The sequence below is a fragment of the Pseudomonas synxantha genome (genome assembly GCF_900105675.1).
Classification (GTDB): Bacteria; Pseudomonadota; Gammaproteobacteria; order Pseudomonadales; family Pseudomonadaceae; genus Aquipseudomonas; species Aquipseudomonas synxantha.
In genome coordinates this window covers 5755984-5769275 of sequence record NZ_LT629786.1, presented here as the reverse complement: position 1 = coordinate 5769275, position 13292 = coordinate 5755984, and the positions used below count along the sequence as shown (strand labels likewise).

At 60.5% G+C, this 13292-nt stretch carries 11 protein-coding genes; 8 read left to right on the top strand and 3 right to left on the bottom strand.

All coding sequences use genetic code 11. The features are described from left to right. Positions 1-191: 191 nt before the first annotated feature. The 4 genes from BLU48_RS26735 (at position 192) to BLU48_RS26720 (ending at position 4508) form a co-directional block, all read left to right on the top strand. A complete protein-coding gene (locus tag BLU48_RS26735) occupies positions 192-1586 on the top strand; it encodes an FAD-binding oxidoreductase (RefSeq protein ID WP_043046995.1) in 1395 nt (464 codons plus the stop codon). 22 nt (positions 1587-1608) lie between these two features. Further along, positions 1609-2274 (top strand): fumarylacetoacetate hydrolase family protein, encoded by a 666-nt coding sequence (locus tag BLU48_RS26730; RefSeq protein ID WP_057022791.1) that lies wholly within the window; start codon positions 1609-1611, stop codon positions 2272-2274. 277 nt (positions 2275-2551) lie between these two features. Next, positions 2552-3478: an SdiA-regulated domain-containing protein gene (locus BLU48_RS26725; RefSeq protein WP_057022792.1), complete on the top strand. Its 927-nt coding sequence runs from the start codon at positions 2552-2554 to the stop codon at positions 3476-3478. Positions 3479-3599: 121 nt separating this feature from the next. Then, positions 3600-4508, top strand: coding sequence for an SdiA-regulated domain-containing protein (locus tag BLU48_RS26720; protein ID WP_043046998.1), 909 nt, complete (start codon positions 3600-3602; stop codon positions 4506-4508). On the opposite strand, the gene BLU48_RS26715 is transcribed toward BLU48_RS26720, so the two are convergent. Both BLU48_RS26715 and rpiA read right to left on the bottom strand, forming a co-directional pair. Next, the gene (locus BLU48_RS26715) at positions 4509-6455 is read right to left on the bottom strand and encodes an autotransporter domain-containing protein (protein WP_057022793.1); all 1947 of its coding nucleotides are present in this window, start codon (positions 6453-6455) and stop codon (positions 4509-4511) included. Positions 6456-6779: 324 nt separating this feature from the next. Further along, a complete protein-coding gene (gene rpiA / locus BLU48_RS26710) occupies positions 6780-7451 on the bottom strand; it encodes a ribose-5-phosphate isomerase RpiA (RefSeq protein WP_032878877.1) in 672 nt (223 codons plus the stop codon). Positions 7452-7588: 137 nt separating this feature from the next. Here rpiA and ilvA point away from each other — a divergent pair, with 137 nt between their 5' ends. Continuing rightward, positions 7589-9103, top strand: coding sequence for a threonine ammonia-lyase, biosynthetic (gene ilvA / locus BLU48_RS26705; protein ID WP_057022794.1), 1515 nt, complete (start codon positions 7589-7591; stop codon positions 9101-9103). Positions 9104-9144: 41 nt separating this feature from the next. Beyond that, a complete protein-coding gene (locus BLU48_RS26700; protein WP_057022795.1) occupies positions 9145-9558 on the top strand; it encodes a DUF2269 family protein in 414 nt (137 codons plus the stop codon). A 113-nt stretch (positions 9559-9671) separates the two neighbouring features. Here BLU48_RS26700 and BLU48_RS26695 read toward each other — a convergent pair whose 3' ends face one another. Then, positions 9672-10328: a histidinol-phosphatase gene (locus BLU48_RS26695; protein ID WP_057022796.1), complete on the bottom strand. Its 657-nt coding sequence runs from the start codon at positions 10326-10328 to the stop codon at positions 9672-9674. A 143-nt stretch (positions 10329-10471) separates the two neighbouring features. Between BLU48_RS26695 and BLU48_RS26690 the strand changes: the two genes are divergently transcribed. Then, positions 10472-10951 carry an RNA pyrophosphohydrolase gene (locus tag BLU48_RS26690; protein WP_003176750.1) on the top strand — a complete coding sequence of 160 codons (480 nt, stop codon included), beginning with the start codon at positions 10472-10474 and terminating at the stop codon, positions 10949-10951. Positions 10952-10973: 22 nt separating this feature from the next. Further along, positions 10974-13253 carry a phosphoenolpyruvate--protein phosphotransferase gene (gene ptsP / locus BLU48_RS26685; protein ID WP_046069979.1) on the top strand — a complete coding sequence of 760 codons (2280 nt, stop codon included), beginning with the start codon at positions 10974-10976 and terminating at the stop codon, positions 13251-13253. The last annotated feature ends 39 nt before the right edge of the window (positions 13254-13292 follow it).

Here is a 13292-nt window from a genome sequence, read left to right as displayed (position 1 = left end):
ATCCCGGAGAAAATTGGCAGGGAGTCGAGCAGCGCAAGCTGACCCGGACGGCAGGAAAGCCGTCACCGCAGAAACGCCCTTTGGGTCTGTCCTGCGGGGGCGGTATGCTAGCATACGCACCCCGCTAAACACCTATTCCTGCGACGTGAAGCGTTCTCAGGATGACCATGAATTGTTCGAGAGTTCTGTCGATGACCCATCCTGCCCTGATTGATGAGCTAAAGACCCTGGTTGAGCCCGGCAAAGTGCTGACCGATGCAGACTCCCTGGAGGCTTACGGCAAGGATTGGACCAAGCACTTCGCACCCGCGCCCAGCGCCATCGTGTTCCCCAAGACCACCGAGCAGGTGCAGGCCATCGTGCGTTGGGCCAATACGCACAAGGTAGCGCTGGTGCCGTCCGGCGGGCGTACCGGCCTGTCGGCAGCGGCGGTGGCGGCCAATGGCGAAGTGGTGGTGTCGTTCGACTACATGAACCAGATCCTCAATGTGAACCTCACCGACCGCACTGCGGTGTGCCAACCGGGGGTGGTCACCAAGCAACTGCAGAACGTCGCCGAAGAAAACGGCCTGTACTACCCGGTGGACTTCGCCTCGTCCGGTTCCAGCCAGATTGGCGGCAATATCGGCACCAATGCCGGCGGGATCAAGGTGATTCGCTACGGCATGACCCGCAATTGGGTGGCTGGCATGAAGGTGGTCACCGGCAAGGGCGATGTGCTGGAACTGAACCGCGACCTGATCAAGAACGCCACCGGCTACGACATGCGCCAGCTGTTCATCGGCGCCGAAGGCACCCTGGGCTTTGTGGTCGAAGCCACCATGCGCCTGGATCGTGCACCGAAGAACCTCACCGCCATGGTACTCGGCACCACTGACTTCGACTCGATCATGCCGGTGCTGCATGCGTTCCAGAGCAAGCTGGACCTGACGGCCTTCGAGTTCTTCTCCGACAAGGCCCTGGCTAAAGTCCTCGGTCGCGGCGATGTGCCGGCGCCGTTCGAAACCGAGTGCCCGTTCTACGCGCTGCTGGAATTTGAAGCCACCACCGAAGAAGTCGCCAACCACGCCCTGGAAACCTTTGAGCACTGCGTCGAGCAGGGCTGGGTACTGGACGGCGTGATGAGCCAGAGCGAAACCCAACTGCACAACCTGTGGAAACTGCGCGAGTACATCTCCGAGACCATTTCCCACTGGACGCCGTACAAGAACGACATCTCGGTCACCGTCTCCAAAGTGCCGGCGTTCCTGAGTGAAATTGACGCGATAGTCGGTGAACACTACCCGGACTTCGAAATCGTCTGGTTTGGCCATATCGGCGACGGTAACCTGCACTTGAACATCCTCAAGCCGGAAAACCTGAGCAAGGATGAGTTCTTCGCCAAGTGCGCCACTGTGAACAAGTGGGTGTTCGAAACCGTCGAGAAGTACAACGGCTCGATCTCCGCCGAACACGGGGTGGGCATGACCAAGCGCGATTACCTGACCTACAGCCGCTCGCCGGTTGAAATCGAATACATGAAGGCGGTGAAAGCCGTGTTCGACCCGAACGGGATCATGAACCCCGGCAAGATCTTCGCTGTTTAACCGCACCTTGAGGAGTCGTTCCATGAGCTATCAGCACAAGTATGTCGACGGCACCAATATCCACTTTCCCGTGGGTAAAGTGGTCTGCATTGGGCGCAATTACGCCGAACACGCCAAGGAACTGGACAACCCGGTGCCGACCGAACCCCTGCTGTTCATCAAGCCGGGCAGTTGCGTGGTACCGCTGGAAGGCGGTTTCAGCATTCCAACCGAGCGCGGTTCGGTGCATTACGAAGCGGAAATCGCCGTGTTGATCGGTAAACCATTGTCGACCAAGCCGAGCCGTGAAGAAGTACTGGACGCCATCTCCGGTTTCGCCCCGGCCCTGGACCTGACCTTGCGCGACAAGCAGGCTGAGCTCAAAGCCAAGGGCCTGCCGTGGGAAATCGCCAAGTCCTTCGATGGCGCGGCGGTGATTGCACCTTTCGTGGTCAGCAGTACCTTTGAGGATATGACCGATATCGGCATTCGCCTGAGCATCAACGGTGAAGTACGCCAGGACGGCAACAGCGCGCAGATGCTCAACCCGATTGTGCCGATGATCCAGCATATGGCTGGGTGCTTCTCCCTGCAGGCGGGTGACGTGATCCTGACCGGCACCCCGGCTGGCGTTGGCCCGTTGAACGTCGGCGATGAACTGGTATTGGAGCTGGCGGGTGTGAACCGTTTCGAAAGCTTCGTTCGCTGACTGCCTGAAGAAATGCGGTGAAAAATGTGGGAGGGGCGGTGCGACGATTCGACTTGCTCCCGATTGCGGTGTATCAGTAGCAGATATTCTGACTGACACACTGCTATCGGGAGCAAGTCGAATCGTCGCACCGCCCCTCCCACATTGGTTTTGTGTATATCCCAAGTATGGGCTTTTGCATTTTTTTCACACACCATCCGGATAATTCCAGCCACTTGCGCGCGGGCCTTTGAATCCTGTGCTATCCCCTACAGCTGACTTTCCGGAAAAGCGCTCAATGGCCGTGCCTCTGCCCACTTCAAAACCCTCGCTTCGCTCCCGCTTGTCCATGCGTTGGTATTCCTGGGTGTTTTTGGCCGGTGCGATTCTGTATGGGGTTGCCTGGGCCATGCATTGGGACGATCGCGGTGTGTTGTGGGTGCTGGAGCGCTTTGAGAGCCCGGCCGAACGCCAGGAGAGCGTATGGCTCCCGGATTATCACGCGGTCATCGATGCCAAGTTGCTGCCCGGTATGGAGAAGGATGAGGCTTCGGACCTGTCCTACAACCCCCAGACCAAAACCTTGTTTTCCGTCATGGGCAAGAACCCGTTCCTGGTCGAACTGAGCCTGCAAGGCGATGTGTTGCGCAAGATGCCGCTCAATGGCTGGAACAACCCGGAAGGCCTGACGGTGATGGAAAACGGCCTGATGGCGGTGGTCGATGAGCGTCAGCACAGCCTGACCATTGTCAGGGTCGACGCCGCTACCACCGCGTTGAACAAGGCTGACTTCCCCAGTTATGACCTTGGCCCATCCGCAGACCAGAACAAGGCCTTTGAGGCCATTACCTGGGACAGGCGCAACCAGCAACTCATACTGGGCGAAGAGCGCCCGCCGGCGCTGTTCACCTGGAAAAGCGATGGCAGCCAGCGGCTGGCTGGCAGCAAGGCCAAGCTGGCCAGTAGCGAACTGGACATGCGCAACCTCTCGGCGCTGGAAATCGATTCCCGTACCGGGCACTTATTGGCACTGTCAGCCGACTCCCATTTGTTGCTGGAACTGGACGAGAAAGGCGAGCAAGTCAGCTTCATGACCTTGCTCGGTGGCTTCAATGGCCTGAAAGACACCATCCCCCGCGCCGAAGGGGTGACCATGGACGAGAGCGGCAACCTGTACATGGTCAGTGAGCCAAACCTGTTCTATCGTTTTGAAAAGCGGAAATAACTGACGAATTACGTCAGACTTTTCTTTATAAACGGCATTCGCCAGACAGTCCGGTGCGTTTAAGTTTAAATTCAGGCGACCTTGATATCTATTCGCCAGTTTTTTCTCTGAGCCCGCCCCAATGCGTCGACTTGCCCGTCCCAAACCTGCTTTCTTCATCCTGCTGTTGCTTGCCCTGGTTGCCGCCGGGGTGGTTGCGCAGCAGTTCCGCCTGTTCGAGCGTGCCTGGTTCAATTGGCAGGTGTGGCGCCAGCCCGCCGATGAGCGCGCGATTGGCCTGGCGGACTATCGCGTCATCGTCGAAGGCCAGGTGATCGAAGGGCTCGACGACGACGTCTCGGCCCTCACCTACGACCCGGTGCGCAAAAGCCTGTTTACCGTCACCAATAAAAACGCCGAGCTGGTGGAGCTGTCCCTGGACGGCAAGATCCTGCGGCGCATTCCCCTGGTGGGCTTTGGCGATGCCGAGGCGGTGGAATTTATCAGCGACAACATCTATGTCATCAGCGATGAGCGCCAGCAGCGGCTGATCAAGGTGCACGTGGACGATGACACGCAATTTCTCGATGCCGCCGACGCCGAGCAAATGACCCTCGGCGTACATATTGGCGGCAACAAGGGTTTTGAAGGATTGGCCTACGACTCGGTAGGCAAGCGCCTGTTCGTGGCCAAGGAGCGTGACCCGATGCTGATCTACGAGGTGCACGGATTTCCCCATTTCAAGCCGGAAAAAACCTACTCGGTGCACGTGATCAACAACCCCAAGCGCGATGCCGGGTTGTTTGTACGCGACCTGTCGAGCCTGCAATACGACGAGCGCAGCGGGCATCTGCTGGCGCTGTCGGATGAGTCGTTCCTGGTGTTGGAGCTGGATATCGACGGTCGCCCGTTAAGCAGTCTGTCGCTGCTTAAAGGGCGCCATGGCCTGAGCAAGCGCGTGCCCCAGGCCGAAGGGATCGCCATGGACGACGATGGCACCTTGTACATGGTCAGCGAGCCGAACCTGTTCTACGTGTTCAAGAAACCCTGATCAGAACATCCATTGCACGCCCAGTGAATAGCCGGTCTGGCTGCCTTCGGCATGCCCCAGTCGGCTATTGACCTCGGCATACACGCCCAATTCCGGGGTGATCGCCAATTGGCTGCCGATCTGCGCCCGGCCGAAGCTCTTGTCCACTGAACCGAGCCTGGCGGTGCGCGCTTGGCCATCGGCACGTGCGCTCAGTTGCAGGTCGTCGAGGCGACCGTCGGCCAATTCCTTGACCCAGGCGATGTCGCCATAAGGTAGCAGGCTCAGGCCGTAGGGCAGGGCGACCGCGCCACGCACGCGCCAGCCGAGGCTGGCTTCCAGGGAGTCGAAAGACTGTTCTTCGTACTCCAGGGCCGTGCGCAGGTTCTGTTTTTCGTGGAATTTGTCGATGCGGTAATGGCTGTAGTCCAGGCCGGCGAACGGCCCGCTCTTTAAGGCACCGAAATCAAAGTCATAGCCGCCAAGGACCCGTGCGCCCAATGCCAGAGCGTCGGTCTCGCCGCTCAGTTGCTGATCGAGCAGGATCGGCCCGCCACTGGCCTGGATCACCAGGTTGCGCTTGGATTCGAAGCGCGTGCGGCCGACGCTCAGGTCACCGGCCAGCCAGCTTGGTCCGCCATCGTTGAGCAGCGCATAGACGGCTGCCTGCCAGGTGTCACTGTCCAGTTTGCCGCGATGCTCGAGTTTGTCGCGGCCATTGAGGTAGCTCAGGCTGGCGCCGATATTCAGGCTCGAGGTCAGTTGGTAGTCGCCGAGGGCATGCAGGCCCAGGCGCCGGGCTTCGGGGTTGGGGGCGCTGTCGAAGCCACTGTCCGGGTTGTATTCGCCATCCACGCCGATTTCGCCATCAAAGCTGCCCACCTCCCGGCTGGCAGCCTGCAGGGTCAGCCAGCGGCGATCATGCAAGCGCACCATGGCCTGATGCTGGCGCTGCAGGTTGTCTTGCATATTGCGTGCGACCGCGCCGCCGGACGCCGTTGAGGCCATCAGGTCGGCGTTGGTCAACTCCAGCACCAGGCGGCTGAGCAGGCGTGAATAGTCACGCAGGCGCTGCTCGATGCGCGCTTGGCCGAAGGCATCGGTGAGCACGGCCTTGTTGTCTTCGTTCGGGTCGTGCCAGGTCGAGCCACCGGGGATTTTCGGGTTATCGGTCTGGGTGTAGCCGTCCAGGTCGCCCAGTTCCCAGTTAGTGGCTTCGACATAAAGGATCGGGATGTTCAGCGGTTCAAACGCCTCGCCATCGCTGCAACAGCCGGTACCCTGAGGGTATTGCGGGTCCAGGCCGGGGTTGGTGAACAGCGGGATGTTCAACTCCTTGGCGATCTGGAAGGTGTGCTCGCGCAATGACGCCAAGGCCGGGTTGGCGGTGCTGTTCTGACCGGCGTGGGCGTACATCATGTCGCCGGTGATCAAGCTGTCGAGGTTGATCATCGCCAGCATATTGGCGCGCTGGCTGGTGCTGAGCGAGTCGACAAAGGCGCGGGAGCCGCGTAAGCCCTCTTCTTCGGCGCCGAAGCCGACTATTTGCAGGCCATTTTCCAGTTGCAGGCCGCCGAGGTTTTTGGCTACCTCGGTCAACACGCTGGCACCGGAGCCATTGTCGTCCAGGCCTTGCAGGGTCGGGCGACCAAAATAGGTGTCGAAATGTGCGCCAAACACCACGTACTGCGGCTTGGTGCCGGCGGCGTAGGCAACCACGTTTTGCGAAGCGCGGCTGCCGTTGTTCCAAGTGAAGTCCTGGCGGCTGATGGAATAGGCCGTGCCCATCTGGCTCTGCATCCAATCCGCAGCGCCGGCAAAATTGGCCGTACCGCGATAACGACCGGGGTAGTCATTGATCAGTTTTTCCAGGGTGGTGTTGGCGTGCTGGCCGTAATCGTAGGCTTGGGCTTGCGCGGACAGCAGGGCACCGGCAACGCTGATGGCGAGGGCTAGGGGCTTTATCACAAGGTCTTCCTTGAGGTGATGGGAATGTTCAAAGCCCAGACCCTTTGCACAATGCGCGCCTCATTCCGTGGGCGGCTGCAAATTGGCGCATTGTTAAACGCGTGGGTCGCGTGGCTGTAATTTGTAACGGATTGGATACCAGGCGGGGCAGGGGATGCCGTGACAGAGCGCACGGTTTTGGCGAGGAGTGCTGCGAAAGGTAGCGTTTTTGTTACAGCGAGGGCTCTCAAATGTGGGAGGGGGCTTGCTCCCGATAGCGGAGTGTCAGCTACAGATTAGCTGCCTGACACACTGCCATCGGGAGCAAGCCCCCTCCCACAGTTGTTAAGCCTTGAGGGTTTTCACGCCTTCCGGGGTGCCCAGCAGCAACACATCGGCCGGGCGCGCCGCGAACAGGCCGTTGGTGACCACGCCCACGATTGCGTTGATCTGCGTCTCCAGCTCAACGGGGTTGGTGATCTGCATATTGAACACATCGATGATGATGTTGCCGTTGTCGGTCAACACCCCTTCGCGGTACACCGGGTCGCCGCCCAACTTCACCAGCTCGCGGGCCACATGGCTGCGGGCCATGGGGATGACTTCCACCGGCAACGGGAATGCGCCGAGCACCGGCACCAGTTTGCTGGCATCGGCGATGCAGATGAAGGTCTTGGCTACGGCTGCGACGATCTTTTCGCGGGTCAGGGCTGCGCCGCCGCCCTTGATCAGGTTCAGGTGTTCGTCGCTTTCATCGGCGCCGTCGACGTAGAACTCCAGGTCGCTCACGGTGTTGAGCTCGTACACCGGAATGCCATGGCCTTTAAGACGTGCAGCGGTGGCTTCGGAGCTGGCGACTGCGCCGTCGAACGCGCCCTTGTGCTGGGCCAGTGCGTCGATAAAGCAGTTGGCGGTGGAACCGGTGCCGACACCGACGATGCTCTTGTCGTCGAGTTTAGGAAGGATTAAATCGACAGCGGCCTGGGCCACTGCCTGTTTGAGTTGATCCTGGGTCATGCGGGCTCCGGAACGGGCGGGGATTATCGAGGGCGGCGAGTATAACCCAACAAAACCTCGGGATTCGTGTGGTCGCCTGGCCAAAAGCCGGGTTAGACTCCCTGGTCCTGCCCAACCCGTGAAGTAGATGCCTGCCGATGCTTGAACATTACGTCAAAAAGATCCTCACCTCGCGCGTTTATGACATTGCCGTGGAAACCCCCTTGCAGACTGCCCGCCAGCTCTCCGAGCGGCTGGGCAACAAGATTTGGCTCAAGCGCGAAGACTTGCAGCCGGTGTTCTCGTTCAAGATTCGCGGCGCTTATAACAAGCTGACCCAATTAAGCAGCGAGGAACGTGCCCGCGGCGTGGTCACGGCTTCGGCGGGCAACCATGCCCAGGGCCTGGCCCTGGCGGCCAAGGTGCTGGGGGTCAAGGCCACCATCGTGATGCCCAAGACTACCCCGGAGATCAAGGTCGAAGGCGTGCGCTCCCGTGGCGGTAAAGTAGTGTTGCACGGCGATTCCTTCCCGGAAGCGCTGGCCTACTCGCTCAAGCTGGTCGATGAAAAGGGCTACGTCTACATTCACCCCTACGATGATCCGCACACTATTGCCGGGCAGGGCACCGTGGCGATGGAAATCCTGCGCCAGCACCCGGGGCCCCTGGACGCGATTTTCGTACCGGTGGGCGGCGGCGGGCTGATCGCCGGCATCGCCGCGTACGTGAAATACCTGCGCCCGGAGATCAAGATCATTGGCGTCGAGCCGGACGACTCCAACTGCCTGCAAGCCGCCATGGCCGCGGGCGAGCGCGTGGTGTTGCCCACCGTCGGGATCTTCGCCGATGGCGTGGCGGTGGCGCAGATCGGCCAGCACACCTTCGACATCTGCAAGGACTATGTCGATGAAGTGATCACCGTCAGCACCGATGAAATCTGCGCGGCGATCAAGGATATCTACGACGACACTCGCTCTATCACTGAGCCGGCAGGCGCGTTGGGCGTGGCCGGGATCAAAAAGTACGTCGAGACCCGTGGCGTCAGCGGCCAGACCTTCGTTGCCATCGACTCTGGCGCCAACGTCAACTTCGACCGCCTGCGCCACGTGGCCGAGCGTGCGGAGCTGGGCGAAGGCCGCGAAGCGATTATCGCCGTGACCATCCCCGAGCAGCCGGGCAGCTTCAAGGCGTTCTGCGAGGCCGTGGGCAAACGCCAGATCACCGAATTCAACTACCGTTACCACACCGGCAGCGAGGCGCACATCTTCGTCGGCGTACAGACCCACCCCGAAAACGATCCACGCAGCGCGCTGATCGCCAGCCTGACCAGCCAGGGTTTCCCGGTGCTGGACCTGACCGAAAACGAACTGGCCAAGTTGCACATTCGCCATATGGTCGGCGGGCACGCGGCCAAAGTCAGCGACGAGTTGGTGTTTCGCTTCGAATTCCCGGAGCGGCCGGGGGCATTGTTCAACTTTCTTAACAAGTTGGGCGGGCGCTGGAACATCTCGATGTTCCATTACCGCAACCACGGCGCGGCCGACGGCCGAGTAGTTGCCGGGCTGCAAGTGCCGGCGGATGAGCGTCACCTGGTGCCGGCGGCCCTGGCTGAAATCGGTTATCCGTACTGGGATGAAAGCGAAAACCCGGCCTACCAGTTGTTCCTCGGTTGAGCGACTACGCTGACTGAGCGGCCTTTAAAGGAATCGAGACCATGGAAACGCTGACCACCCTCAAGGTTATCCACATCACCGCCACCGTGTTGCTGCTGCTCAGTGGCCTCGGCCTGGCCGTATTGGCCTGGCGTAAGCGCAGCGCGGGCCCTGCTGTTACTGTGCAACGCCCGTGGGCGTTCGTCTGGCTGTTGATGGGCATTTGCCTGATCAGCATGCCGTTCACCGGCTGGTGGCTGGTGCACCTGCTCGGCTGGCCGTTGGGGCAAACCTGGATCCTGGGTTCCAGCATCCTCTACACCGTAGCGGCGCTGGCCTGGTTCTGGCTGGTGGCGCGGCTTAATCGCCTGCGCAAAGGCGAGGGCGGTAGCCTGAATTTCACCCTGGTGCTGGCGGTGGTCAGTCTGGTGGGGTTTGTGGCGATTGCGGGGCTCATGGGCGCCAAGCCGGTTTAGGGCTTTAGACCGCGTCGACTGCATCGGGGGCAAGCCCCCTCCCACATTTTTGACCACATTCTCATGTTGGAACTCGGTCAAGTGTGGGAGGGAGCTTGCCCCCGATAGGGTCATCAGCTACGCAGCGTAATCACCGGCCAACCGCGCTTCTGGGCTTCAGCGCGCAAATTCGGATCCGGATCCACCGCCACCGGATGCGTCACCTGCTCCAGCAACGGTAAGTCATTCATCGAGTCGCTATAGAAATAGCTGTCTTCCAGGCTATACCCGGTCTCCTCCAGCCAACGGTTCAGGCGCGTCACCTTGCCTTCGCGAAAGCACGGCACATCGGTGCTGCGCCCGGTATAGCGGCCGTCCAGCATTTCGCATTCTGTGGCGATCAGGGTCTCGACGCCCAGCCGTGCGGCAATTGGCGCAGTGACGAAACGGTTGGTGGCGGTGATGATTACCAGCTTGTCGCCCGCGGCGCGGTGTTTGGCCAGCAGTTCCACCGCCTTGGGCAGCATGATCGGCTCGATGCAGTCGCGCATATAGTCGTTGTGCCATTCGTCCAACTGGGCCATTTCGGTGCGGCCGAGGATTTCCAGGCAAAAGTTCAGGTAGGCGGCATTATCCAGCGTGCCGGCCAGGTAGTCCTGGTAGAACGCATCGTTGCGGGCCTTGTAGGCGATCGGGTCGAGAAACCCGCGCTCACACAGGTAATCACCCCAGGCGTGATCGCTGTCACCACCCAGGAGCGTGTTGTCCAAGTCGAATAAAGCCAGGCGCATTGCAATTACTCGCTGAAAAGTCTGTAAAAAGGCGTCCAGAATACGGTCTTTTCACAAGAGTGCACATAAGGTAAGAAGCCTCGTTGCCGCTGGAACAACCTTTGTGGAACAATGCGGCGACATGCGTTTGCGAGGTTGTTGCCGTGATCGACCCCGATGGTTTCCGTCCTAATGTCGGGATTATTCTTACGAATGATGCCGGACAGGTGCTATGGGCTCGCCGAATCAACCAAGATGCCTGGCAGTTTCCTCAAGGTGGAATCAACCCCGACGAAACCCCTGAAGACGCCTTGTACCGTGAGTTGAACGAAGAAGTCGGCCTTGAGCGTGAAGATGTACAGATTCTGGCCTGTACCCGTGGCTGGTTGCGTTATCGTTTGCCGCAACGCCTGGTGCGTACCCACAGCCAACCGCTGTGCATCGGCCAGAAGCAAAAATGGTTTCTTCTGCGCCTGATCTCCAATGAGCAGCGGGTGCGGATGGATTTGACCGGTAAACCGGAGTTCGATGGCTGGCGCTGGGTCAGCTATTGGTACCCGTTGGGCCAGGTGGTGACATTCAAGCGCGAGGTTTATCGTCGCGCTCTCAAAGAGCTTGCCCCGCGCCTTTTAGCGCGCGACTGACGACGGAGTTCGACCCCGAGCCATGCTCAATACGCTGCGCAAGATCGTCCAGGAAGTTAACTCCGCCAAGGATCTCAAGGCGGCGTTGGGGATTATTGTGTTGCGCGTCAAGGAAGCCATGGGCAGCCAGGTCTGCTCGGTTTACCTGCTGGACCCAGAGACCAACCGTTTTGTGCTGATGGCCACGGAGGGCTTGAACAAGCGCTCCATCGGCAAGGTCAGCATGGCGCCCAATGAAGGTCTGGTGGGCCTGGTGGGGACGCGTGAAGAACCCCTGAACCTCGAACATGCGGCCGACCACCCGCGTTATCGCTACTTTGCCGAAACCGGCGAAGAGCGCTACGCCTCGTTCCTCGGCGCGCCGATCATCCACCACCGCCGCGTAGTCGGCGTGTTGGTCATCCAGCAAAAAGAACGCCGCCAGTTCGACGAAGGTGAAGAAGCCTTCCTCGTGACCATGAGCGCGCAACTCGCCGGGGTTATCGCCCACGCCGAGGCCACCGGTTCGATTCGCGGCCTGGGGCGCCAGGGCAAGGGCATCCAGGAAGCCAAGTTCGTCGGCGTACCGGGCTCGCCTGGGGCTGCGGTGGGCAAGGCGGTGGTCATGCTGCCGCCGGCCGACCTCGACGTGGTGCCGGACAAGAGCGTCGATGACATCGACGCTGAAATCAAACTGTTCAAAACTGCCCTCGAAGGCGTGCGCGCCGACATGCGCAACCTGTCGAACAAGCTGGCCACCCAGCTGCGCCCCGAAGAGCGTGCGCTGTTCGACGTGTACCAGATGATGCTCGACGACGCGTCCCTGGGTAACGAAGTCAAGACCGTGATCAAGACCGGCCAGTGGGCCCAGGGCGCGTTGCGCCAGGTGGTCACCGACCACGTCAACCGCTTCGAAATGATGGACGACGCCTACCTGCGCGAGCGGGCTTCGGATGTGCGCGACCTCGGCCGCCGTTTGTTGGCATACCTGCAGGAAGACCGCAGCACCAACATGGTCTTCCCCGACAACACCATCCTGGTCAGTGAAGAATTGACGGCCACCCAGCTCGGTGAAGTGCCTGAGGGCAAGCTGGTGGGCCTGGTCTCGGTACTGGGCTCGGGTAACTCCCACGTCGCGATCCTGGCCCGGGCCATGGGCATTCCGACGGTGATGGGCCTGGTGGACCTGCCGTATTCCAAGGTCGACGGCATCGACATGATCGTCGACGGGCATCGCGGTGAGGTGTTTACCAACCCCAGCGATGTGCTGCGCAAGCAATACGCCGAAGTGGTGGAAGAAGAGAAGCAGCTGGCACAGGGCCTCGACTCGTTGCGCGAGCTGCCGTGCGTCACCCTCGACGGCCACCGTGTACCGCTGCTGGTCAACACCGGCCTGCTGGCGGATGTAGCACGTGCCCAGCAACGTGGCGCCGAAGGAGTAGGGCTGTATCGCACCGAAGTGCCGTTCATGATCAACCAGCGTTTTCCGAGTGAGAAGGAGCAGCTGGCGATTTATCGCGAGCAACTTCAGGCCTTCCACCCGCTGCCGGTGACGATGCGCAGCCTGGACATTGGCGGCGACAAGTCACTGTCGTATTTCCCGATCAAGGAAGACAACCCCTTCCTTGGCTGGCGTGGCATCCGCGTCACCCTCGACCATCCTGAAATCTTCCTCGTCCAGACCCGCGCCATGCTCAAGGCCAGCGAGGGTTTGAACAACCTGCGTATCCTGCTGCCGATGATCTCCGGCACCCATGAGCTGGAAGAGGCCCTGCACCTGATCCACCGGGCCTGGGGCGAAGTGCGTGATGAAGGCGCCGACGTGCCGATGCCGCCGATTGGCGTGATGATCGAGATCCCCGCGGCGGTGTACCAGGCCAAGGAGCTGGCGCGGCAGGTGGACTTCCTCTCGGTGGGCTCCAACGACCTGACCCAGTACCTGCTGGCCGTGGACCGTAACAACCCACGGGTGGCCGACCTCTACGACTACCTGCACCCGGCGGTGCTGCAAGCTCTGCAACACGTGGTGCGCGACGCCCATGCCGAGGGCAAGCCGGTGAGCATCTGCGGCGAGATGGCCGGCGATCCGGCGGCGGCGGTGCTGTTGATGGCAATGGGCTTTGACAGCCTGTCGATGAACGCCACCAACTTGCCGAAAGTGAAGTGGATGCTGCGCCAGGTTGAATTGGGCATGGCCAAGGATTTACTCGCCGAGTTGATGACCATCGACAATCCGCAAGTTATCCACAGCTCGCTGCAATTGGCGCTGAAGAACCTGGGGCTGACCCGGATGATCAACCCGGCTTCGGCGAAAACTCTCTAAAGGCTGGCACTGAACAAAATGTGGGAGGGGGCTCGCTCC

What these genes read in the sequence shown, in the direction of transcription:
- BLU48_RS26735 (WP_043046995.1), top strand. Translation starts at nt 192, where the DNA reads ATGACCCATCCTGCCCTGATTGATGAGCTAAAGACCCTGGTTGAGCCC.
- BLU48_RS26730 (WP_057022791.1), top strand. Translation starts at nt 1,609, where the DNA reads ATGAGCTATCAGCACAAGTATGTCGACGGCACCAATATCCACTTTCCC.
- BLU48_RS26725 (WP_057022792.1), top strand. Translation starts at nt 2,552, where the DNA reads ATGGCCGTGCCTCTGCCCACTTCAAAACCCTCGCTTCGCTCCCGCTTG.
- BLU48_RS26720 (WP_043046998.1), top strand. Translation starts at nt 3,600, where the DNA reads ATGCGTCGACTTGCCCGTCCCAAACCTGCTTTCTTCATCCTGCTGTTG.
- rpiA (WP_032878877.1), bottom strand. Translation starts at nt 7,451, where the DNA reads ATGACCCAGGATCAACTCAAACAGGCAGTGGCCCAGGCCGCTGTCGAT.
- ilvA (WP_057022794.1), top strand. Translation starts at nt 7,589, where the DNA reads ATGCTTGAACATTACGTCAAAAAGATCCTCACCTCGCGCGTTTATGAC.
- BLU48_RS26700 (WP_057022795.1), top strand. Translation starts at nt 9,145, where the DNA reads ATGGAAACGCTGACCACCCTCAAGGTTATCCACATCACCGCCACCGTG.
- BLU48_RS26695 (WP_057022796.1), bottom strand. Translation starts at nt 10,328, where the DNA reads ATGCGCCTGGCTTTATTCGACTTGGACAACACGCTCCTGGGTGGTGAC.
- ptsP (WP_046069979.1), top strand. Translation starts at nt 10,974, where the DNA reads ATGCTCAATACGCTGCGCAAGATCGTCCAGGAAGTTAACTCCGCCAAG.